The sequence below is a fragment of the Paracoccus sp. SY genome (assembly GCF_002901215.1).
Taxonomy (GTDB): Bacteria; Pseudomonadota; Alphaproteobacteria; order Rhodobacterales; family Rhodobacteraceae; genus Paracoccus; species Paracoccus acridae.
The window spans coordinates 190684-212129 of the sequence record NZ_NWMQ01000003.1 but is presented as its reverse complement, the minus strand read 5'-3'; the positions used below and the strand labels follow the sequence as shown (position 1 = coordinate 212129).

27 protein-coding genes are annotated in these 21446 nt (G+C 67.0%); 21 read left to right on the top strand and 6 right to left on the bottom strand.

What is annotated here, in order from left to right; translation table 11 throughout:
* Positions 1 to 46: 46 nt before the first annotated feature.
* The 17 genes from ytfQ to CK944_RS04795 all read left to right on the top strand — a co-directional run bounded on the left by ytfQ (position 47) and on the right by CK944_RS04795 (position 13795).
* Entirely contained in the window at positions 47 to 1006 is a 960-nt protein-coding gene (gene ytfQ, locus CK944_RS04875) for a galactofuranose ABC transporter, galactofuranose-binding protein YtfQ (protein WP_103171906.1), read from the top strand.
* 24 nt (positions 1007 to 1030) lie between these two features.
* Entirely contained in the window at positions 1031 to 2554 is a 1524-nt protein-coding gene (locus tag CK944_RS04870) for a sugar ABC transporter ATP-binding protein (RefSeq protein WP_239985962.1), read from the top strand.
* Entirely contained in the window at positions 2554 to 3567 is a 1014-nt protein-coding gene (locus CK944_RS04865; RefSeq protein ID WP_103171905.1) for an ABC transporter permease, read from the top strand. The genes CK944_RS04870 and CK944_RS04865 overlap by 1 nt, the downstream gene beginning before the upstream one ends.
* A complete protein-coding gene (yjfF, locus tag CK944_RS04860; protein ID WP_103171904.1) occupies positions 3564 to 4547 on the top strand; it encodes a galactofuranose ABC transporter, permease protein YjfF in 984 nt (327 codons plus the stop codon). Before CK944_RS04865 ends, yjfF begins: the two co-directional genes overlap by 4 nt.
* Positions 4544 to 5386, top strand: a complete 843-nt coding sequence (locus CK944_RS04855; protein WP_103171903.1) for an SMP-30/gluconolactonase/LRE family protein — start codon at positions 4544 to 4546, stop codon at positions 5384 to 5386. Before yjfF ends, CK944_RS04855 begins: the two co-directional genes overlap by 4 nt.
* Positions 5383 to 6354, top strand: coding sequence for an aldose epimerase family protein (locus CK944_RS04850; protein ID WP_103171902.1), 972 nt, complete (start codon positions 5383 to 5385; stop codon positions 6352 to 6354). Before CK944_RS04855 ends, CK944_RS04850 begins: the two co-directional genes overlap by 4 nt.
* A complete protein-coding gene (locus CK944_RS04845) occupies positions 6351 to 7229 on the top strand; it encodes a 2-dehydro-3-deoxygalactonokinase (protein WP_103171901.1) in 879 nt (292 codons plus the stop codon). Before CK944_RS04850 ends, CK944_RS04845 begins: the two co-directional genes overlap by 4 nt.
* Entirely contained in the window at positions 7226 to 7858 is a 633-nt protein-coding gene (locus tag CK944_RS04840; protein ID WP_103171900.1) for a 2-dehydro-3-deoxy-6-phosphogalactonate aldolase, read from the top strand. Before CK944_RS04845 ends, CK944_RS04840 begins: the two co-directional genes overlap by 4 nt.
* Before the next feature lie 106 nt (positions 7859 to 7964).
* Positions 7965 to 8660 (top strand): hypothetical protein, encoded by a 696-nt coding sequence (locus tag CK944_RS23600; protein ID WP_192877727.1) that lies wholly within the window; start codon positions 7965 to 7967, stop codon positions 8658 to 8660.
* Positions 8661 to 8795: 135 nt separating this feature from the next.
* Positions 8796 to 9410 (top strand): ribonuclease D, encoded by a 615-nt coding sequence (locus CK944_RS04830; protein WP_103171899.1) that lies wholly within the window; start codon positions 8796 to 8798, stop codon positions 9408 to 9410.
* 72 nt (positions 9411 to 9482) lie between these two features.
* On the top strand, positions 9483 to 10427 hold the full coding sequence (locus CK944_RS04825; protein ID WP_239985961.1) for a KpsF/GutQ family sugar-phosphate isomerase: 945 nt from the start codon (positions 9483 to 9485) through the stop codon (positions 10425 to 10427).
* Between the two features lie 4 nt (positions 10428 to 10431).
* The gene (locus CK944_RS04820) at positions 10432 to 11001 is read left to right on the top strand and encodes a hypothetical protein (RefSeq protein WP_103171897.1); all 570 of its coding nucleotides are present in this window, start codon (positions 10432 to 10434) and stop codon (positions 10999 to 11001) included.
* A gap of 19 nt (positions 11002 to 11020) precedes the next feature.
* Entirely contained in the window at positions 11021 to 11497 is a 477-nt protein-coding gene (gene lptA, locus CK944_RS04815) for a lipopolysaccharide transport periplasmic protein LptA (protein WP_103171896.1), read from the top strand.
* A complete protein-coding gene (gene lptB, locus CK944_RS04810; RefSeq protein ID WP_103171895.1) occupies positions 11497 to 12246 on the top strand; it encodes an LPS export ABC transporter ATP-binding protein in 750 nt (249 codons plus the stop codon). The genes lptA and lptB overlap by 1 nt, the downstream gene beginning before the upstream one ends.
* A gap of 177 nt (positions 12247 to 12423) precedes the next feature.
* On the top strand, positions 12424 to 12999 hold the full coding sequence (hpf, locus tag CK944_RS04805) for a ribosome hibernation-promoting factor, HPF/YfiA family (RefSeq protein WP_103171894.1): 576 nt from the start codon (positions 12424 to 12426) through the stop codon (positions 12997 to 12999).
* Between the two features lie 82 nt (positions 13000 to 13081).
* Positions 13082 to 13543 carry a PTS sugar transporter subunit IIA gene (locus tag CK944_RS04800; protein ID WP_103171893.1) on the top strand — a complete coding sequence of 154 codons (462 nt, stop codon included), beginning with the start codon at positions 13082 to 13084 and terminating at the stop codon, positions 13541 to 13543.
* 60 nt (positions 13544 to 13603) lie between these two features.
* Complete coding sequence (locus tag CK944_RS04795; protein WP_229664982.1) at positions 13604 to 13795, top strand: hypothetical protein; 192 nt, start codon at positions 13604 to 13606, stop codon at positions 13793 to 13795.
* A 52-nt stretch (positions 13796 to 13847) separates the two neighbouring features.
* On the opposite strand, the gene CK944_RS04790 is transcribed toward CK944_RS04795, so the two are convergent.
* Complete coding sequence (locus tag CK944_RS04790; RefSeq protein ID WP_103171892.1) at positions 13848 to 14105, bottom strand: hypothetical protein; 258 nt, start codon at positions 14103 to 14105, stop codon at positions 13848 to 13850.
* 794 nt (positions 14106 to 14899) lie between these two features.
* Complete coding sequence (locus CK944_RS04785; RefSeq protein WP_103171891.1) at positions 14900 to 15769, bottom strand: branched-chain amino acid aminotransferase; 870 nt, start codon at positions 15767 to 15769, stop codon at positions 14900 to 14902.
* Between the two features lie 152 nt (positions 15770 to 15921).
* Between CK944_RS04785 and CK944_RS04780 the strand changes: the two genes are divergently transcribed.
* The 3 genes from CK944_RS04780 to CK944_RS04770 are packed head-to-tail and all read left to right on the top strand — an operon-like array spanning position 15922 to position 17966.
* Positions 15922 to 16434 (top strand): MarR family winged helix-turn-helix transcriptional regulator, encoded by a 513-nt coding sequence (locus CK944_RS04780; protein ID WP_103171890.1) that lies wholly within the window; start codon positions 15922 to 15924, stop codon positions 16432 to 16434.
* Positions 16435 to 16443: 9 nt separating this feature from the next.
* Positions 16444 to 17148, top strand: a complete 705-nt coding sequence (locus CK944_RS04775; RefSeq protein ID WP_103171889.1) for a response regulator — start codon at positions 16444 to 16446, stop codon at positions 17146 to 17148.
* On the top strand, positions 17148 to 17966 hold the full coding sequence (locus CK944_RS04770; protein ID WP_239985960.1) for a uracil-DNA glycosylase family protein: 819 nt from the start codon (positions 17148 to 17150) through the stop codon (positions 17964 to 17966). Before CK944_RS04775 ends, CK944_RS04770 begins: the two co-directional genes overlap by 1 nt.
* Here the strand turns inward: CK944_RS04770 and CK944_RS04765 are convergent.
* Positions 17963 to 18733 (bottom strand): protein-disulfide reductase DsbD domain-containing protein, encoded by a 771-nt coding sequence (locus CK944_RS04765; protein ID WP_103171888.1) that lies wholly within the window; start codon positions 18731 to 18733, stop codon positions 17963 to 17965. The two genes, CK944_RS04770 and CK944_RS04765, sit on opposite strands and share 4 nt — an antisense overlap.
* Before the next feature lie 102 nt (positions 18734 to 18835).
* Between CK944_RS04765 and CK944_RS04760 the strand changes: the two genes are divergently transcribed.
* Positions 18836 to 19447: a YqgE/AlgH family protein gene (locus CK944_RS04760; RefSeq protein WP_229664983.1), complete on the top strand. Its 612-nt coding sequence runs from the start codon at positions 18836 to 18838 to the stop codon at positions 19445 to 19447.
* A 9-nt stretch (positions 19448 to 19456) separates the two neighbouring features.
* On the opposite strand, the gene msrA is transcribed toward CK944_RS04760, so the two are convergent.
* The 3 genes from msrA to CK944_RS04745 form a co-directional block, all read right to left on the bottom strand.
* On the bottom strand, positions 19457 to 19963 hold the full coding sequence (msrA, locus tag CK944_RS04755) for a peptide-methionine (S)-S-oxide reductase MsrA (RefSeq protein ID WP_103171887.1): 507 nt from the start codon (positions 19961 to 19963) through the stop codon (positions 19457 to 19459).
* Positions 19960 to 20406 carry a peptide-methionine (R)-S-oxide reductase MsrB gene (gene msrB / locus CK944_RS04750; RefSeq protein WP_103171886.1) on the bottom strand — a complete coding sequence of 149 codons (447 nt, stop codon included), beginning with the start codon at positions 20404 to 20406 and terminating at the stop codon, positions 19960 to 19962. The genes msrA and msrB overlap by 4 nt, the downstream gene beginning before the upstream one ends.
* 61 nt (positions 20407 to 20467) lie before the next feature.
* Positions 20468 to 21433 (bottom strand): nitronate monooxygenase family protein, encoded by a 966-nt coding sequence (locus CK944_RS04745; RefSeq protein ID WP_103171885.1) that lies wholly within the window; start codon positions 21431 to 21433, stop codon positions 20468 to 20470.
* Between the last annotated feature and the right edge of the window lie 13 nt (positions 21434 to 21446).

Sequence of the window (21446 nt, the reverse complement as noted above, 5' to 3'; positions counted from 1 at the left end):
CCGCCGGCGAAAAGACCGGCGAGATCATGAAAGGGAGGAAAAAACCATGACCATCAAGACCCTGTTGGGCACGGCGGCGTTTCTGGCCGTCACGGCCGGCGGCGCCTTTGCCGAAGGAGAGACCGTCGGTTTCTCGCAGATCGGTTCCGAATCCGGCTGGCGGGCGGCGGAAACCACGCTGACCCGGCAGCAGGCCGAGGAACGCGGCATCCAGCTGCAATTCTCGGATGCGCAGCAGAAGCAGGAAAACCAGATCGCCGCGATCCGGTCCTTTGTCGCGCAAGGGGTGGACGCGATCCTGCTGGCCCCGGTCGTGGCGACCGGCTGGGATTCCGTCCTGCAGGAAGCCAAGGAGGCCGAGATCCCCGTCGTCCTGCTGGACCGGCAGGTGGACAGTTCCGAGGATCTCTATCTGACCGCCGTGGGATCGAACCTGGTCCATGAAGGCGAGGTCGCGGGCGAATGGCTGGCCAACGAGGTCGGCGACCGCGAATGCCGCATCGTCGAATTGCAGGGTACCACCGGATCAAGCCCCGCCATCGACCGCAAGACCGGCTTCGAGAACGCGATCAAGGATCACCCGAACCTCACCATCGTGCGCAGCCAGACGGGCGACTTCACCCGCGCCCTGGGCAAAGAGGTCATGGAAAGCTTCCTTCAGGCCGAAAACGGCGGCAAGGACATCTGCGCGCTTTACGCCCATAACGACGACATGGCGGTGGGCGCGATCCAGGCCATCAAGGAAGCCGGCTTGAAGCCGGGCGAAGACATCCTGGTCGTGTCCATCGACGCGGTCCCGGACATCTTCAAGGCCATGGCCGACGGAGAGGCCAATGCCACGGTCGAACTGACGCCCAACATGGCGGGCCCCGCCTTCGACGCCCTTGCGGCATACTGGGCCGACGGCACCATGCCGCCGAAGTTCATCCAGACGGAATCGAAGCTGTTCACCCAGGCGGACGATCCGGCGGGCGAATACGAACGCCGCAAGGGCTTGGGCTACTGATCGCCTGTCTGCCGGGCCGCCCCCATGCGGCCCGGCAACCATGCCGAAGGGGGCGACATGCTGCTGACCATCCGGTCCCTGACCAAGACCTTTCCGGGCACGCTTGCGCTTGACGCCGTCGATTTCGACCTGCGCGCGGGCGAGGTTCATGCGCTTCTGGGCGAAAACGGCGCGGGCAAGTCCACGCTGATCAAGTGCCTGACCGGTGCTTATCGCCGCGACGGCGGCACGGTGACGCTGGACGGCGCGACCATCGACCCGCAGTCCACGGCCCATGCGCAGGAACTGGGCATCGGCACCGTTTATCAGGAAGTGAACCTGCTGGCGAACTTGACCGTGGCGCAGAACCTGCTGTTCGGCCGCGAGCCGCGCCGCTGGGGCCTGATCGACGGCCGTGCGATGCGCAGGCAGGCCCGCGCGATGCTGGCGGAATACGGGCTGGATCTGGACGTGGACCGCGACCTGGGCACCTATTCCGTGGCGATCCAGCAGATCGTCGCCATCGCCCGCGCCGTCGCCCTGTCGGGCAAGGTGCTGATCCTGGACGAACCCACCGCCAGCCTTGACGCGGCCGAGGTGCGGATGGTCTTCGATGTGGTGCGGTCCTTGCGCGAACGCGGGCTTGGCATCGTCTTCGTGTCGCATTTCCTGGACCAGGTCTTCGACCTGACCGACCGGGTGACGGTCCTGCGTAACGGCCGCAAGATCGTGACCACCGACACCGCCAGCCTGGACCGCGTGCGCCTGATCGAGCACATGCTGGGCCGTGAACTTGAGGATGCCACCGGCGATCAGGCCGTCGCGCGCGGTCCCCGCCCGCCGATGCTGGACTTCAGCGGCCTAGGGCGGCGCGGCACCATCGAGCCCTTCGACCTGGCCGTGGGACAGGGCGAGGTCGTGGGCCTTGCCGGTCTTCTGGGATCGGGCCGCACCGAATCCGCAGAACTGCTGTTCGGGTTGCGCAACGCCCATTCCGGCACCGCGACCGACCAGCAGGGACCGCTGGACCTGCGCAGCCCGCGCAGCGCCATCGCCGCAGGCTTCGGCTTCGTCCCCGAGGAACGAAAGACCGACGGCATCGTGGCCGACCTGTCCATCCGAGAGAACATCATCCTGGGCCTCCAGGCCCGGCGCGGCTGGGCGCGGCCCATCCCGCGCGCCGAACAGAACCGGCTGGCCGACGACTATATCAAGCGGCTGGACATCCGCACCTCGGGCCGGGAAAAGCGCATCGGCGAACTGTCGGGGGGCAACCAGCAAAAGGTCGTCCTGGCCCGCTGGCTGGCGATGAACCCGCGCTTCCTGATCCTGGACGAACCGACCCGCGGCATCGACGTGGGCGCACATGCGGAAATCGTCCGCCTGATCCATCAGCTGGTGGACCAGGGCATGTCGCTTCTGGTCATCAGCAGCGAGATCGACGAGCTGATCGCCGTCTCCGACCGCGTGATCGTGCTGCGCGACCGCCGCCATGTCGCCGAACTGACGGGCGACGAGATCGCCCCCGGCCGCATCATGCAGGCCATTGCCGCCACGGAGGCCGCGTGATGGACCTGCTGAAACGGCTTGCCCCGCAACTGATCGCCCTGGCCGCCCTGGTGGCGGTGGTGACGGCATTCTATCCGGCCTTCCTGGATGTCTCGCTGACCGACGGGCGGCTAGTTGGGCCGGTCATCGACGTGCTGAAGCGCGCGGCGCCCGTGGCCCTGCTGGCGGTCGGCATGACGCTGGTGATCGCCACGCGCGGGATCGACCTGTCGGTCGGCACGATCATGGCGATCTGCGGCGCGGTCGCGGCATCCGCCGTGGCCTCGGGCTGGGGGCTGCCCGCCGCGCTGCTGCTGGCCCTGGGCGCCGGCGCGCTTGCCGGGCTGTGGAACGGCACGCTTGTGGCGGTGGTGGGCATCCAGCCCTTCGTCGCCACGCTGATCCTGATGACCATGGGGCGCGGCGTCGCCCAGTTGATCACAGAAGGGCGCATCCTGACCTTTACCGATCCGGGCTTTGGCTGGATTGGATCGGGGGTGGTGCTGGGCCTGCCTGTGCCCACGATGATCTGGATCGTCACCGCCATTGCCGCCGCGCTTCTGATGCGTCGCACCGCCCTTGGCCTGCTGGTCGAGGCGATCGGCATCAACCGCCGCGCCAGCACCCTGGCCGGGGTGAACGCGACCGTCCTGCTGATCGCGGTCTATGTGGCGTCCGGCCTTTGCGCGGCCCTGGCGGGGCTGATCGTCACGGCCGACATTCGGGGCGCGGATGCCAACAATGCCGGGCTGTGGCTTGAACTGGACGCGATCCTGGCGGTGGTGATCGGGGGCAATTCGCTGCTGGGCGGGCGCTTTTCCATCGCGGCATCCATCATCGGGGCGCTGATCATCACCACCATCAGCATCGGCATCCGGCTGATCGGCTTTCCGTCGGAATACAACCTCATCATCAAGGCCGGGCTGGTGCTGGTGATCCTGGTCCTGCAATCGCCGCGCATCAGCGCCGAATGGCGCTTGTGGCGCGACAGCCACCGCGCAAGCCGCGAAGCCACGCAACGGAGGCAGGCATGAACACCCGCGCGCTGCCGCTTTATGTCACCATCGGGATCTTCCTGCTGGCCTATCTGGTCTTCTGGCTGCAATTCCCGAACATCCTGTCCACGCGGGTGGTCGGAAACCTGCTGACCGACAACGCCTATCTGGGCATCGTCGCGGTCGGCATGACGCTGGTGATCCTGTCGGGGGGCATCGACCTGTCGGTCGGATCGGTCATCGCCTTTTCCGGCGTCTTCATCGCGGTCCTGCTGCGCGACACCGGGCTGCATCCGCTGGTCGTCTTCGCCCTGTTGCTGGGGCTGACCACCGCCTTCGGCGCGGGCATGGGCTTTCTGATCGACCGGCTGGCCATGCCCGCTTTCATCGTCACGCTGGCGGGCATGTTCCTGGCACGCGGGGCGGCCTATATCCTGTCCATCGACTCCGTGCCGATCCAGCATCCCTTTTATCAGGCGCTGCAGGGGGCCTATTGGCTGATGCCCGGCAAGGGGCGGCTGACGCTGATCGGCGTGCTGATGGTCCTGACCTTCGTCCTGGGCATGATCGTCGCCCACAAGACCCGCTTCGGCGCATCCGTCTATGCCCTGGGCGGGGGCGAGGCCGCGGCGCGGCTGATGGGCGTCCGGCAGGGGCGCACCACGGTGCTGGTCTATGCCTTTTCGGGGGCGATGGCGGGACTGTCGGGCATCGTCTTCTCGGTCTATACCGGATCGGGCTATTCGCTGGCGACGGTGGGGACGGAACTGACGGCCATTGCCGCCGTGGTCATCGGGGGCACGCTGCTGACGGGGGGTGCGGGCTATATGTTCGGGACCTTCGTGGGCGTGCTGACGATGGGCCTGATCCAGACCTATATCGTCTTCGACGGCAGCCTGTCGTCCTGGTGGACCAAGATCGTCATCGGGATCCTTCTGCTGGCCTTCATCCTGCTGCAAAAGGGCCTGCTGAAACTGTCGCAGATGCGGCTGGCCCAGGACGCCACAAGGGGAACATGATGATCCACGACAACCGCCAATGCCGGCTGGGCGAGGGGGCCTTCTGGCACCCCGAGCGCCGGCAGTTCTTCTGGTTCGACATCAAGGGCAAGCGGCTTTTGTCGCAGGACGACGGCCAGCCCGTGGAATGGCGCTTTGACCGCATGGCCTCGGCCGCCGGCTGGATCCACCGTGACCGGCTGCTGATCGCGACCGAGATGGGGCTGGCGATCCTGTCGCTGGCCGACGGATCGCTGGCAGATGTCGCGGCGGTCGAGGCCGACAATCCCGCCACTCGGTCGAACGACGGCCGCGCGGACCCGCAGGGCGGCTTCTGGTTCAGCACGATGGGCCGAAACGGCGAGCCGGGCCTTGGCGCGATCTATCGGTATTACCGGGGCGAGGTCCGCAGGCTGGTCGCACCGGTCACCATCCCGAACTCGATCTGCTTTTCGGCCGACGGGGGGACGGTGCATTATTCGGATACGGATCGCGGCATCGTCTGGCGGCAGGGCCTTGACGACCAGGGCTGGCCCGTGGGCGAGGCGCAGGTGTTCCTGGACCTGTCCGCGCAGGACTGGTCGCCCGACGGCGCGGTCACGGATGCCGAAGGGGGCTTCTGCTGCGCGATCTGGGGGCAGGGGGCGGTGGTCCGCTTCGACGCCCAGGGGCAGCAGACCCATCGTTTCGACGTGGCCGGGCGGCAGTCGTCCTGTCCGTCCTTCGGGGGCGCGGACCTGTCCGACCTGCTGGTGACAACCGCCTTCGACGGGATCGAGGATCCCGACCCGGCGCAGGGCAAGACCTATCTGGTGCGGACCGGCCTGACCGGCCTTCCCGAACCGCAGGTGATCCTGTGAGCGACTGGACCCTGCCCGATGGGCGTTCCGTGGACCGCCTGACCCTGCGCGGCGGCGGGCTGACGGCGCAGGTGCTGACGCTGGGCGCGACGGTGCAGGATCTGCGCATGGACGGCGTGGATCACCCGTTGGTCCTCGGCTGCCCCGATCCGGCGGATTACCTGGGCGACGGGATCTACATGGGCGCGATCGTCGGGCGCTTTGCCAACCGCATCGGCGGGGCGCGGTTCACGCTGGACGGGCGGGAATACCGCACCGATCCGAACTTCAAGGACCGCCACACGCTTCATGGCGGAAAGCACGGCACGAACTGGCATGTCTGGACCGTCGAGGATGCGGGGGACGACAGCGCCACCCTGTCGCTGCTGCTGCCGGATGGAGAGATGGGCTTTCCAGGCGCCATGGCCGTCCGCGCTACGATCTGTTTGCGCGACGGCGCGCTGATCTTCGACCTGTCGGCCGAGAGCGACGCGCCGACGCCCTGCAACCTGGCCCATCACGGCTATTTCAACCTGGATGGCGGGGGCGATGTGCGAAGTCACCGGCTTCGCATTGCGGCCAACCGCTATCTTCCGGTCGATGACGACCTGATCCCCCTGCCGGGCACAGCGCCGGTCGAGGGCACGCGCTTCGATTTCCGCCAGCCGCGCCAGATCGAGCCGGGCGAATACGACCACAATTTCTGCCTGTCCGACGGCCCCGTCGCCCCGCGCGTGGTGGCCGAACTGACCGGGCAATCCGGCATCAGGATGCAGATCGAGACGGACCAGCCGGGTCTTCAGGTCTATGACGGCGTGCATTTCGACGGGCTGGCGGGGCTGGAGGGCCGCCGCTATGACCGCTTTGCCGGTGTCGCGCTGGAAACCCAGGGCTGGCCCGACGCGCCGAACCGGCCCGATTTTCCCGATGCGATCCTGCGCCCCAGCGAGACCTGGCGCCACCACGTCGCCTACAGGTTTTCCCGATGACGGCGCTGATCGGCATCGACTGGGGCACGACCTCGTTCCGGGCCTGGCGCATGGGGCAGGGGGGCGAGGTGCTGGAGGAGGTCGGCGACGGCCCCGGCATCCTGGCCGCAGGCGCCCTGCCGGGCGGCTTCGGTCAGGCGCTGCGCGACCGCATCGGCCCCTGGATGGATGGCACGCCGGTCATCGCCTCGGGCATGATCACCAGCCGCAATGGCTGGGTGGAAACGCCCTATCTGCCGCTGCCGCTGGACGCGGCGAGCTTGGCCCGCAGCCTGACGCTGCATGACGGCATCCATTTCGTCACCGGCGCGGTCAGCGACCCCGACGGCCCCGCCCCCGACGTGATGCGCGGCGAGGAGACCGAGATCATCGGCCATCTGGCGGGCGGGGGCGGGGACGGCCTGTTCGTCCTGCCCGGCACCCACAGCAAATGGGCCTGGGCCGAGGGCGGCAGGCTGGTGGCCTTCCGCACCGTGATGACCGGAGAGGTCTTCGGGGCCCTGCGCGATCACACCATCCTGGGGCGCCTGGTCCAGCCGGGGCCGGGCAGCGGGGAAGCCTTCCGCCGGGGTGTCGAGGCCGGGCGGCAGGACGGCGCGCTTCTGGGGCGCATCTTCAGCGCCCGCACGCTGGCGCTGATGGACCGGCTTCCGCCGGACCAGATCGCCGACTACCTGTCGGGCCTGCTGATCGGGGACGAGGTCGCGCATGGCCTTCGCGACGCCAGCGGCCCCGTCACGATCATCGGGCGCGGGGATCTGGCCGCGCGCTATCAGACGGCCTTTGCGGTGCTGGGGATTTCGGCGGATGTGGCGCCGCCGGGCATGGCGCGGCGGGGGCTTTGGGACATTGCCCTGAAAGGGGGACTGACATGACCGACTTCGACACCGCCTTTGCCGCGAACCCGCTGATCGCCATCCTGCGCGGCCTGCGCCCCGAGGAGGCCGCTGACACCGCCCTTGCCCTGACGGGTGCGGGATTTTCCATCCTGGAAGTGCCGCTGAATTCGCCCGATCCCCTGGACAGCATCGGCCGGATGGCAGCGGCCGTTCCCGATGCGCTTGTGGGCGCGGGCACCGTGCTGACGCCCGATCAGGTGGGCCGGGTGGCCGATGTCGGCGGGCGCATCATCATCGCCCCGAACTTCGACCCCCGCGTCGCCGCCGAGGCGCGCCGGCGGGCGCTGGCCTATTGCCCCGGCGTCGGCACCGTCAGCGAGGCCTTTGCGGCGCTTGAGGCGGGGGCCGTCGCGCTGAAGCTGTTTCCGGCCGAGATGATCCCCCCTGCAGCCGTCAAGGCCATGCGGGTGGTCCTGCCGCGCGGGTCCCGTCTGCTGCCGGTCGGCGGCATCGGCCCGGCCACCATGGCGGACTATGTCCAGGCGGGGGCGGACGGGTTCGGGCTGGGATCGGCGCTTTACAAGCCGGGCCAGGATGCGGCGACCACGGGCCGGCGGGCGCAGGATTTCATGGCGGCCTGGCGGGCCTTGGGCACGTTGACTTAAGTTAAGCCTGTCCTTGCTGCGGGAACATTGCCCGGAGGGGGTGCGTTTGGGCCCGGTGCGCCGCAGGGGAAGGCGCGACAACATCCGGGAGAATCAGATGAAACCCATGACCACAGGGATCGTCGGAGCTGCCTTGCTGGCAATGACCGCTGTTTCCGCACAGGCCGATTGCGCCGCCGAACTTGCGCGCCTGACCGAAGCGGGCGGTGCGTCCGGCAGCGCATCCGAAGGAATTTCCAAGGACGGATCGCTGGCGCCGCTGGAAGGGGCATCCGACGCGGGTGCCACCGGTGCCGCAGCCACGGGTTCCATGTCCACCGACACGACGACCAGCGATGCCACAGCCACCGGCGCGGCAACCACCCAGTCCGCGTCCAGCGACCCGGCGGCAGCAGGCGCAGCGGACACGGCCGAGGCGGCCGGCATGAACAGCGCCGCACCCGATGGCAGCACATCGACCGATACCGGCGCGACATCGACGGACACGGCGGCCAGCGGGTCGGCATCGACGGATACGGCCGCTGCCGGGGGCGAAGGGATCGCCAAGGACGGAACCCACACGCCGCTTGAGGATGCCTCGGGCCAGCAGGCGGGCGTCGCCATGTCGGGCGCCGATGCGCAGGCCCAGCAGGAAGGCCAGCCGACCGCGGCCGAACAGGCGGGTCAGGTTTCCGGCGGGTCTTCGGCCGGCACCGGTGATCAGTCCGTCCGTGACGCCCATATCCAGGCCGCGCGTGACGCCCTGGCCGCAGGCGACGAAGATGCCTGCATGCAGGCCGTCCAGGCCGCGCAGTCATCCTGAGATGATCCGGGGCGGGGGGCATTGTCCCCTGCCATATGCGCCGATCTTGGCCGTTCGGGCGAATAAGGCTGGAATGAGGCGCCGCTTTCTGGTGAGAGGGGCGCCATCACAGCCTTGGCCCGGACGGACGATGCGATGAGCATACATCTTTACCCCAACGACCTTCCCGACGACCTGACGCTTGGCCCGGTGGTGGCCATCGACACCGAAACCATGGGCCTCGACCCGAGGCGCGACCGGCTGTGCCTGGTGCAGTTGTCGTCGGGGGACGGGAACGCCCATCTGGTCCAGATCGAGCGCGGTCAGACCGAGGCGCCGAACCTGTGCCGGATGCTGACCGATCCGAAGGTGCTGAAGCTGTTCCATTTCGGCCGCTTCGACATCGCCGCCCTGGAAAACGCCTTTGGCGTGGTGACCGCGCCCGTCTGGTGCACCAAGATCGCCTCGAAGCTGGTGCGGACCTTCACCGACCGGCATGGGCTGAAATACCTGCTGAGCGAGCTGGTGAATGTCGATGTCAGCAAGCAGCAGCAGACCAGCGACTGGGGCGCCCCGGATTTGACGGATGCGCAACTGGAATATGCCGCATCCGACGTGCTGCACCTGCACAAGCTGAAGGAAGCGCTGGAGGAGCGCCTTCGGCGAGAGAACCGCATGGGCCTGGCGCAGGCCTGCTTCGACTTCCTGCCCGCCCGGGCCCATCTGGACCTGCTGGGCTGGGGGGATGAAAACGACATCTTCCGGCACTAGATGGGCAAGGCCGGGGGCTGTCTGCCCCCGGACCCCCGAGGATATTTGCGGCACAGAAGACAAGGCAGACGCGTGGCGGATTACATCGAGACGGCGCGGCGGGTGATCCGCTGCGAGATCACCGGGCTTGAAGCTTTGGCCCTGGGGCTGAACGGCGACTTCGCCCGCGCGGTCGATCTGATCCTGGGGGCACGGGGTCGTGTGATCGTGTCGGGCATGGGCAAGTCGGGCCATGTCGGGCGCAAGATCGCGGCCACGCTGGCATCCACCGGGACGCCCGCGCAATTCGTCCACCCGGCCGAGGCGAGCCATGGCGACCTGGGCATGGTGACCCAGGCCGATGTGGCGCTGGTGCTGTCCAACAGCGGCGAGACGCCGGAACTGGCCGACCTGATCGCCCATACCCGCCGCTTCAAGATCCCGCTGATCGGGGTCGCCTCGCGGCCTGAATCGACCTTGCTGCGGCAGGCGGATGTGGCGCTGGTGCTGCCCGTGGCGCCCGAGGCCTGCGGCAGCGGCATCGTGCCCACGACCTCGACCACCATGACGCTGGCGCTTGGCGATGCCCTGGCGGTCGCGCTGATGGAGCATCGCCAGTTCACGCCCGAGCATTTCCGCACCTTCCATCCGGGCGGCAAGCTGGGGGCGCGGCTGGCCAAGGTGGGCGACCTGATGCACCGCGACATGCCCCTGGTGTCAGAGGATGCGCCGATGTCGGACGCGCTTCTGGTCATCAGCCAGAAGGGCTTTGGCGTGACGGGCGTGACCGACGGGGCCGGGCATCTGACCGGCATCATCACGGATGGCGACTTGCGCCGGCACATGCAGGGCCTGCTGGATCACCGCGCGTCCGAGGTGATGACCCCCGACCCGCGCGTGATCGCCCCCGATGCCCTAGCCGAGGCGGCCCTGGCGCAGATGCAGGACCGCAAGATCACCTGCCTGTTCGTGGTGTCCGAGGATGTGCCGCAGGGCATCCTGCATATCCACGACTGCCTTCGCGCCGGGATCGTGTGAGCCCATGAACCGTACGCGTGTCGTCCGCTGGCTGCGCGTGCTGCTGCCCTTGCTGGCGCTGGTCATGCTGTCCACGCTGTTCCTGTTCTCGCGCAATGGCGGCAGCGAATCGCGCATCCCCTATGCCGACGTGGATGCCGAGGCGATGGCCCGCGATCACCGGCTTGTGGCGCCGGAATATGCGGGCGTGACGGGCGACGGTGCCCAACTGACCCTGCGCGCGACCCAAGCCTCTCCGGGCGAGGGGGAAGCGCAAGCCCAGGACCTGCGCCTGGACTGGCAGCGCCCCGACGGACTGCGCGCCGACCTGACCGCGCCGCGTGCCGGGGTCGCGGACGGGACCATCCGGCTGGACGGGGGGGTGCGGATGACCACATCCTCGGGCTGGACGCTGGAGGCCCAAAGCGCCGAGGCCGCGACCGACCGGTCCCGCATCGCGGCCGAGGAGGGGGTCGAGGCCGAGGCGCCCTTCGGAGCGATCTCGGCGCAACGGATGGAGCTTGTGCCGGATGGGGACCAGAACGCTTCGATCTTGAATTTCTCGGGCGATGTCCGTCTGATATACCAGCCCTGATCCATCGAAGGACAAGCCGATGCTGCGCCCCCTGCTGACAGCCCTGATCCTTGCCGCTTCGCCGGCTTTGGCGCAGAACGTCACCTTCGGGGGGATGCGCGCCGATATTTCCGCCCCCGTCGAGGTCGCGGCGGACAACCTGTCGGTCAACCAGGCCGACGGCAGCGCGGTCTTTACCGGCAATGTCGTGATCGGCCAGGGCGAGATGCGCCTGTCCGCCGACAGCGTGACGGTCATCTATGCCGAGGGCGGGCAAAGCCGCATCCGGTCGCTGGAGGCCAGCGGCAACGTGACCCTGGTGTCGGGCCAGGACGCGGCCGAGGCCGAGGCGGCGACCTATGACGTGGAATCGGGCAATGTCACGCTGACGGGCGACGTGGTGCTGACGCAGGGGCAGAATGTGCTGACGGGCGATACCATGCAGGTGAACCTGGAATCGGGCACGGCGCAGGTCCAGGGCCGGGTGCGGTCGGTCCTGCAGCCGGGCGGCAACTGATGCGGGGATCGGCGGCACGAAGCGGGGACGGGCTGAAGGTCCGGGGGTTGCGCAAGTCCTATCGCAACCGTCCGGTGATCCGCGATGTCTCGGTCGATCTGGCGCGCGGAGAGGTGGTGGCCCTGCTGGGTCCGAACGGATCGGGCAAGACCACCTGCTTTTACTGCATCGCGGGCCTTGTGCCGCCCGATGCGGGACAGGTGCTGATCGACGGCCGTGACGCGACCCGCCTGCCGATGTTCCGCCGCGCGCGCCTGGGCATCGGCTATCTGCCGCAGGAAATGTCGATCTTTCGCGGCCTGACGGTCGAGCAGAACATCATGGCCGTCCTTGAGGTTGTCCACGAGGATCCCCGCCACCGCCGCGACCGGCTGGAAGAACTGCTGGGCGATTTTTCCATCGAGCATCTGCGCGCCGCGCCCGCCCTTGCCCTGTCCGGGGGCGAGCGCCGCCGGGCCGAGATCGCGCGCTGCCTGGCCTCGCATCCCAGCTTCCTGCTGCTGGACGAGCCTTTCGCGGGCGTCGATCCGATCGCCGTGGGCGAGATTCGCGGATTGGTCCATGACCTCAAGTCGCGCGGCATCGGCGTTCTGATCACCGACCACAATGTGCGCGAAACGCTGGGCATCGTGGATCGGGCCTATATCCTGCATGACGGGCATGTGCTGATGTCGGGCACGACCGATGAGATCGTGGCCGACCCCCGCGTCCGCGAGGTCTATCTGGGCGAGGGGTTCCGCATGGCCTGAGGGCTGCGCGCGGGAATTTGCGTGACCTTTGCAGGCGCCCCGTTGACAGACGCCCTGGCCTGTCACCAGATTGACATATGCGGGACGCGCAGGAACCGTATCCCGCCACCCCCGTTTCCGCCATGTGCCGGCAGACGGGCCGGCGCATTTGAAGACGGGCAACCGAGAGGAAAGACGATGCGCTATACCATCAGCGGAAAACAGATCGACATCGGCGATGCGCTTTCGACGCATGTGAAGTCCCAGGTGGGCGAGACGATTGACAAGTATTCGCAGCGCCCCACGGACGCGACCGTCACCTTTTCCAAGGATGCCCACCAGTTCACCTGCGACGCCGTCGTGCATCTGTCCACCGGCCTGAACGTGACGGCGCGGGGTGCCGCCACCGAGATCTATGCCGCATTCGAGGCTTGCCGCGAAAGGATGGACAAGCAGCTTCGCCGCTACAAGCGCCGTCTGAAGGATCACCACAAGGACAGGTCCGAGCCGGTTGAATTCGGCCAGGCAGGCATGTATGTGCTGGCCGCTGACGAGGATGAGTGGGAAGCGCAGGACAGCGGCCTGCAACCGATCATCATCGCGGAAATGGAAACCCGCGTCCCGACCCTGTCGGTGGGTGACGCGGTGATGCAGATGGAGTTGTCGGGGACGCCGCTTCTGGTGTTCCGGAACGAAAAACACGGGGGCGTCAATGTGGTCCACCGCCGCGAAGATGGCAATGTGGGCTGGATCGACCCGCGCGGCAATGGATAAGGCCGCCGCGCGGCATCCCTGACTGAATCGATGCGCCTCTGCCTTCGCAGGGGCGCTTGAGCCTTGGGAAAGACGCGAAGCCATGCAGTTGACCGAAATCCTCAGACCGGGCGCCGTGCGGTCCCTGGGCCAGGTTACGTCGAAAAAGCGCCTGTTTCAGGAACTGGCCGATCTGGCCCATGCCGAATACGGCCTGAACGCGACCGAGGTTCTGGATGCGCTGCAGGAACGGGAAAGCCTGGGGCCGACCGGCGTGGGGCAGGGCGTGGCCTTGCCGCATGCGCGCCTGCACGGTCTGGACCGGGTGGTGGGGCTGTTCGTGCGGCTGGACAAGCCGCTGGATTTCGACGCGGTCGATCGCCAGCCTGTCGATCTGATCTTTGGCCTGCTGGCGCCCGAGACCAGCGGCGTCGATCACCTCAAGGCGCTTGCGCTTGTGTCCCGCACGCTGCGCGACACCGATCTGCGCGCGAAATTGCGGGCGAACGACGACCCGGTGGCCTTGCATGCGGTTCTGGCCGCCCAAGGCGTCAAGGCGGCTTAAAGGCTTTGGACTTGGGCCGATTCGGTCCTATACAGGCCCTTCCACCAGTCAGGAGGGCCCATGATGAACAAGCCTGTCAGTGACACGTCCGAACCACGCGGCGCCACCCGCTTGCGCGAATTCACCCGTCATGAACGGGAATCGGGCATGCATCCGGCAATCATGGCCTTGCGGTCGCGCCCGGTGGCCAGGGCCGAGGCGAACCGCAAGTTCGTGGAATATGCCCGGATCGAACGCGGGCAGATGAGCTGAGCAGACAGCAAGGCCGTCCGATGGGGCGGCCTTTTGTCCAGACAGCCGCCTGTCAGTTGTCGTTCCTGCTTGGCGGGTCGATCCTTCCAGACGAGACGAAATTCGAGACCGGAACCAGGTCCTTTGCCGACAGGCCACTGGTGGCAAGGTCATAGGGGCTGTACAGTTTGCCGGCTTCCACCTCGACCTGGGAAACCTGCGAGGGTCCCGGATCAGGTTCGGGCCTTTCATGGGCATCCTGCGCCAGACCCGCCTGGGTCGTGACGGAAAGCAGGGACGCGGTAGCGATACAAACAAGCAATCTTGACATGACGAACTCCATTGGCCGAGGCGGGTCGCGCACTCGATTGTTCAGGGTAAGGTGCCGTCCCTCGCGACACCCGTTTCAAGCGGCGCGGCATGGGAACGGCACAGGAATGCCAGCGCCGGTGAGACGGCGTCGTGAGGATGCTGGCATTGGAAGGTCTTGCAGTAAGTCTGGTCATCAGGGGTCAGGCGAACCCGCTGTCGCAAGGCATCCGACCGCAGGTCACGGCCAGGAACGCCCGCGCCGGTTTGAAGTCACGCAATCAGCGTAGGGGCATTCGGATGTGCCGCCTCAAGGAACAGGCCTGGCACAGGGCAATAATCCGATTTCGCTTTGGTTCAGTTGCCGGACCGGAAGCACATGATCGGGCGTTTCCGAATCCCTGTCATCGTCTTTGGCCCTTCTCCCATTGACCAACCCGCCGAAATTCCCGCGATCGAAGACCGGAGCCTTGTTGTCATCGGAAAGGCGATTCCCGCCAGGCCACAAGAATATCGGCGCGGCATTAGATTATTATGTTGCGCCACATTTTTCAATTATATACGCAACAAAACCGCAAACAATATATGAGATTTTAAATAATCATTTGTTTGCGTGGAATATAATAATCATATTTTGAATATGAAACTGGATCCCATGAATGCCGCAAGAAATCGCGGTTTATAAAAACCGATTTTTCTCGAAGGATACCCGTTTTGAAAACAACAGTTTGACGTCCGATAGCCGCGAGACGCGGACAGACACGCATCCGCGGTCAAAATGGAAAAAGGCCACCCCTTGGGGTGGCCTTGCCGCGGTCAGGCCCTCACAAGCCGTTCATAGTCCTCGGCCACCTTCCGCGTGGTCTGGCCGACCTGGAAGTGCCAGTCGCCGATCTGTCCGACGGGCGTGACCTCGGCGGCGGTGCCGGTCAGGAAGCATTCCTGGAAATCCTCCAGTTCCTCGGGGCGGATGCGGCGCTCGTGGACCGTCGTGCCGTTGTCGCGCAGCATCTGGATGATCGTCTGGCGCGTGATGCCGTTCAGGAAGCGGTCGGCCTGGGGGGTGTGGACCTCTCCGTCGCGGATGAAGAAGATGTTGGCGCCGGTCGCCTCGGCCACATAGCCCTCCCAGTCCATGAACAGCGCGTCCGAGCAGCCCTTGGCCTCGGCCGCGTGCTTGGACATGGTGCAGATCATGTAGAGGCCAGCGGCCTTGGCGGCGGTGGGAATGGTTTCGGGCGACGGGCGCTTCCATTTCGCCACGTCCAGTTTCGCGCCCTGCCATTTGGCATCGCCGTAATAGCTGCCCCATTCCCAAACCGCGATGGCCATGCGGATCGGGTTGCGCGCGGCGGACACGCCCATGTCCGGGCCGGAGCCGCGCCACATCACCGCGCGGACATAGGCGTTGGTCAGCCCGTTGGCCTTCAGCACGGCCTCCTTCGCGGCGTCGATCTCGTCCGCCGTATAGGGGGATTCCATGTCCAGCAGGCGCGCCGATTCGATCAGGCGCAGCGAATGTTCGTGGCCCTTGAAGATCTTGCCGTCATAGCACCGCTCGCCCTCGAAGACCGAGCTTGCATAATGCAGCGCATGGGTCAGGATATGCACATTCGCTTGGCGCCAGTCGACCAGTTCGCCATCCATCCAGATCTTGCCGTCGCGATCGTCATAGGCCGCCGTCATCTTTCTCTCCAATCCCGCCGGGCTTTGCGTTTCTTGCGACAACTGGCCCGGATCCAAACATTTGTTGCGCGAAGTGCTTGACGCCTAGCAATCGAATCTTGGAAAGTCAACAAGACTGCCCTATCAAGGCGGCGATCAGGAAAGGGGAAACCATGGCCGAGACGATGCGCGTGCATACCCTTGGGGGCGAGGATCTGCTGTTCCTGACGGACGAGCAGATCCGGCGCGGGATCGAGGCGATGTTCTTCGCCTATCGCGCCTTCACCGCCGATCCAGACCTGATCCTGGCGGGGATGGACTATGGCCGGGCGCATCACCGCGCGCTGCATTTCATCCACCGCGATCCCGGCCTGACCGTCACGTCCCTGCTGGCCGTGCTGGGGGTGACGAAGCAGTCGCTGAACCGCGTGCTGCGCACCCTGATCGAGGATGGCCTGGTCGAAAGCCGCGTCGGCCGGCGGGACCGGCGCGAACGTCTCCTGCACCTGACCGCCGAAGGCGCGGCGCTGGAGCGCCGCCTGTCCGAGGCGCAGCGGGCGCGGATGCGCCAGGCCTATCGGGCGGCCGGACCGCAGGCGGTGGCGGGGTTCCGTCAGGTGCTGGAAGCGATGATGGACCCCGATACGCGGGCGCAGTATCAGTCGATGAAGGATCTGCCCGAATAAAGGCCCGCCATGAGCCAGAACGATGCCCATCTGCTGATCGTCGACGATGACGAACGCATCCGCGCGCTGCTGGGCCGGTTCCTGCGCAAGAACGGTTTCCTGGTGACGCTGGCCCGCGACGCGGCCCAGGCCCGCCGCCTTCTGGCGGGGCTGGAATTCGACCTGATCGTCATGGACGTGATGATGCCGGGCGAGGACGGCTTTGCCCTGACCAAGTCCTTGCGCGAACGGCTGACGACGCCGATCCTGCTTCTGACCGCGCGCGGAGAGACCGCCGACCGCATCACCGGGCTGGAGGTGGGCGCGGACGATTACCTGCCCAAGCCCTTCGAGCCGCGCGAACTGTTGCTGCGCATCGGCGCGATCCTGCGCCGCATCCCCGCGCCCGAGATGCACCAGCCCAAGTTCCTGACGCTGGGCGCGTTGCGATACGACATCGACAAGGGCGAGTTGTGGCAGGGAGAGAATCACCTGCGCCTGACCGGCACGGAACAGGCGCTGCTGCGCCGCCTGGCCGCCAGCCGGGGCGAACCCGTCAGCCGGGCCGACCTGATCGAGGATCTGGGCCGGGGCGGCGCGGACGAGGCCGAGAACAGCGAACGCGCCATCGACGTGCAGATCACCCGCCTGCGCCGCAAGATCGAACCCGACCCCCGCGAGCCGCGCTTTCTGCAAACCGTGCGCGGCACGGGCTATATGCTGGTGGTGGACTAGTGGACCATCCGACCTGGCACGGGATCGAACTGGACGCGGAAACGGCGCTTGCCCTGCTGGAATGGCAGGCCGAGATGGGCGCGGACGAACCCCTGCTGGATGCCCCGCTGGACCGCTTCGACCTGCCGGCCCCTGTGGCGGCACCCAGGATCCCGCTGGCCGCGCCCGTGGCGCCGGTGCTGTCGCTGACCTCGGAGGATGACGACCTGCCCGCCCGGGTGGCCCAGGCCGAGGCCTTGGCGGCGCAGGCCGGGACGCTGGACGCCCTTGCCGCCGCCCAGGAAGCCTTTGACGGGATCGAGCTGAAGAAGGGCGCGCGCAATTTCTGCTTTGCCGACGGCAGCCCCGCCGCCCGCGTCCTGATCCTGGGCGAGGCGCCGGGCGACGAGGAGGACCGCCAGGGCCGCCCCTTTGTGGGCCGGGCGGGACAGTTGCTGGACCGGATGTTCGACGCCATCGGCCTGTCGCGTCGGGCGGTGGATGCGGAAAAGGCGCTGTATATCACCAATGTCCTGACCTGGCGCCCGCCCGGCAACCGCGACCCCCAGCCGGACGAGATCGCCGTCAGCATGCCTTTCCTGCGCCGCCACATCGAACTGGCCGCGCCCGACCTGATCGTGCTGATGGGCAACATCGCCTGCGAGGCGGGTCTGGGACGGCGCGGCATCCTGCGGCTTCGCGGAACCTGGGACCAGGCCTTCGGCCGTCCCGCGCTGCCGATGACGCATCCCGCCTATCTGCTGCGCAACCCCCCGGCCAAGCGCGAAGCCTGGGCGGATCTCTTGTCCCTGTCGGCGCGGCTTGACGGGCTGTCCTAGCCCGCGCATCCCCGCATCTCGACCGCGCCGGCATCGTCGATCACCGTGAAGACCAGCCGGTCCCGGGGCAGATCGAAGGGCGCGGCCTCGGGCGGCACGAAATCGGTCACGAGGGTGGTCATGTCCGGGGTGACCCGCATCTGCGTCCCCGAGGTCCAGACATCGCTGTCGGCCAGTTCCACCGCCGCCAGCGTTAGGGGGCGAGGGAGGGTGGCGGTCACGCGCATTCCGTCTTCGATGGCGGCGATCGTGCAGGCGGGCTGTTCCGTGGCAGAACCGGGAACGGTTTCCATCGCGGACAGGATGGCGGGATCGGCCGCATCGGCGGGCGGGCTGGCCGTCAAGGTGACATGGGCCGGAACGCAGATGTCCTTGCACAATCCGAAATCGACGCTGACCGACAGATCGACAGGTTGGTCCGGGTCGGCGGGCCGTGCGGTAAAGGGCAGCACCAGCCGGTCGTGATAGCCAAGCGCCACGCCGTCGCCCGAAGGGATCGCTTCGGGGGCGGGCCAATGCAGGGTCAGATCGGCAAGGTTGGCCGATCCCGACCAGTCGAAGCTGGGCGGCAGGCCGCTGTCGCCCGGATTTCGCCAATAGGTCTTCCAGCCGGGTTGCAGCCGGAACTCGATGGCCCCCATGCGGCTTCCGTCAGACAGGGTCCAGCCTGGCAGGATACGGGCATCCGTCAGGCCGGGCGACGGGCTTTCGGCCGCCAGGGCCGTGGCCGACAGGAACAGGCAGGCGAAGGACAGGGATCGGATCATGGCCCAGCGATAGCGGTTGGCGGCACGGGGATGAAGTCACAATCGCGCGCAGGCCTTGCAACGAAACGGCCCAGAACCGATCTTGAACGGGAAGGAGAACCGATGAGCAGTCCCGACATGCACGGCAGCCGACCCGTCGGCATCCAGAACCGGACCAACCTGACCGGCAAGATCCTGATCGCCATGCCGGGCATGGCCGATCCGAGGTTCGAACGTTCGGTCGTGCTGATCTGTGCCCATACCGACGAAGGCGCGATGGGGCTGGTCCTCAACCGGCCCATGCCGGAAATCGACTTCGGCGACCTGCTGGAACAGCTTGGGATCGCCACCGATGCCTCGGCCAGGCGGATCGAGGTGCGGTTCGGCGGCCCGGTCGAACCGGGGCGGGGCTTCGTCTTGCACAATGTCCCCGAACATGGCGACGACCCGGAAGGGCGGCTGCGCATCGGCCGGACGCTGGCCATGACCACGACCCGCGACATCCTCGAGGATCTGGCCCATGGGCACGGGCCGGCATCCGCGGTTCTGGCGCTTGGCTATGCCGGCTGGGGGCCGGGGCAGCTGGAACAGGAAATGCTGCAGAACGGCTGGCTGACGGGCGACGGGGCCGAGGATCTGATCTTCAGCACCGCCCATTCCGACAAGTGGCAGGCGGCCCTGCGCGCCCAGGGCATCGACCCGTCGCTGCTCTCTGCGGCGGCGGGCCGGGCCTGAGGCGCCGCCTTATTCGGCGGCGCTTTTGCGGGGCAGCACCCAGTTCGGGCGCGGGAAATGGCAGGTATAGCCGTTGGGGAACCGTTCCAGGTAATCCTGATGGTCGGGCTCGGCCTCCCAGAAATCGCCCACAGGCTCGACCTCGGTGACGACCTTGCCGGGCCACAGGCCTGACGCGTTGACATCGGCAATGGTTTCCAGGGCCACCCGCTTCTGATCCTCGTCCGCGTAATAGATCGCCGAGCGATAGCTGGGGCCGATGTCGTTGTCCTGCCGGTTCGGCGTGGTGGGATCGTGGATCTGGAAGAACACCTCCAGCAGCTTGCGATAGGTGATGATGGTCGGGTCGAAGACCACCTCGATCCCCTCGGCATGGGTGCCGTGGTTGCGATAGGTGGCGTTCGGCACGTCACCCCCGGTATAGCCCACGCGCGTCGTGATGACGCCCGGCAGGCGGCGGATCAGATCCTGCATTCCCCAGAAGCAGCCCCCGGCCAGAACGGCGCGTTCGGTCATCGTGCGGCCTCCTCGACTTGGGACAGATAGGCGCCATAGCCCTCGGCCTCCATCCGGTCCCTGGGGACGAAGCGCAGGGATGCCGAATTGATGCAATAGCGCAAACCGCCCGCCTCGCGCGGGCCGTCGGGGAAGACATGGCCCAGGTGGCTGTCGCCGTGCTTCGACCGGACCTCGACCCGGATCATGCCATGGGACGTGTCGCGCAATTCGGTGATGTTGTCGTCGATGGGCTTGGTAAAGGCGGGCCAGCCGCAGCCGGAATCGTATTTGGCCGAGGATGCGAACAGCGGCTCTCCCGATACCACGTCCACATAGATGCCGGGCTCGAAATGATGGTCGTATTCGCCCGTGAAGGGACGTTCGGTGCCGTTCTGCTGGGTGACGCGATACTGCTCGGGCGTCAGCCGCGCCAGGGCGTCGGCAGTCTTTTCATAGGCCATGCTTGTCCTCCGCTGGTCCTTTGTTGCCCCTATATGGGAACGAAGGGGCGATCCGCAAAGGTCAGCCGCAGATCGCCGCCTTCGCCGCCGCGTATTCGCGGGCCAGCCGGTCGATGCGGGTGGCGGCGGGCACGATGTCGCGGACCGCGCCGATCCCCTGGCCGGACCCCCAGATCTGGCTCCAGGCCTTGGCCTTGGACGAGCCGCCGCCGAAGTTCATGGCCGAGGCATCGGCGGTTTCCAGGTTGTCGGGATCCATCCCCGCCGCCCTGATCGAGGGGGCAAGATAGTTGCCCGACACGCCCGTGAACAGCGACGAGGTGACGATGTCCATGGCCCCGCTTTCGGTGATCATCCGCTTGTAGTCGGCGGGCGCATTGGCTTCCTCGGTCGCGATGAAGGGGCTGCCGATATAGGCCAGATCGGCCCCCATCGCCTGCGCCGCCAGCACCGCGCGCCCCGTGGCGATGGCGCCCGACAGCAGCAGCGGGCCGTCGAACCAGTCGCGGATTTCCTGGACAAGGGCAAAGGGCGACTGCGGACCGGCATGGCCGCCCGCGCCCGCCGCCACCGCGATCAGCCCGTCCGCGCCCTTCTCGATGGCCTTTTTCGCGAAGACGTTGTTGATCACGTCATGCAGCGCGATGCCGCCGCAATCATGGGCGGCCTGGTTCACCTCGACCCGCGCGCCCAGGCTGGTGATCCAGATCGGCACCCTGTGGCGGTGGCAGATCTCGATGTCGCGTTCCAGGCGCGCGTTGGAACGATGCACGATCTGGTTCACCGCGAAGGGCGCGGCGGGCCGGTCGGGATTGGCCTGGTTGTGGCGGTCCAACTCCTCGGCGATCCGGGTCAGCCAGGCGTCCAGCAGGGGGGCCTCGCCGTCGCTCTCGCGCGCGTTCAGCGCCGGAAAGCTGCCGACGATGCCCGCCTTGCATTGCGCGATCACCAGATCAGGCCCCGACACGATGAACATGGGGGAGGCGACGACGGGAATGCGCAGGTTGGACAGGATGGGCGGCAGCATGGGATCCTCCGGG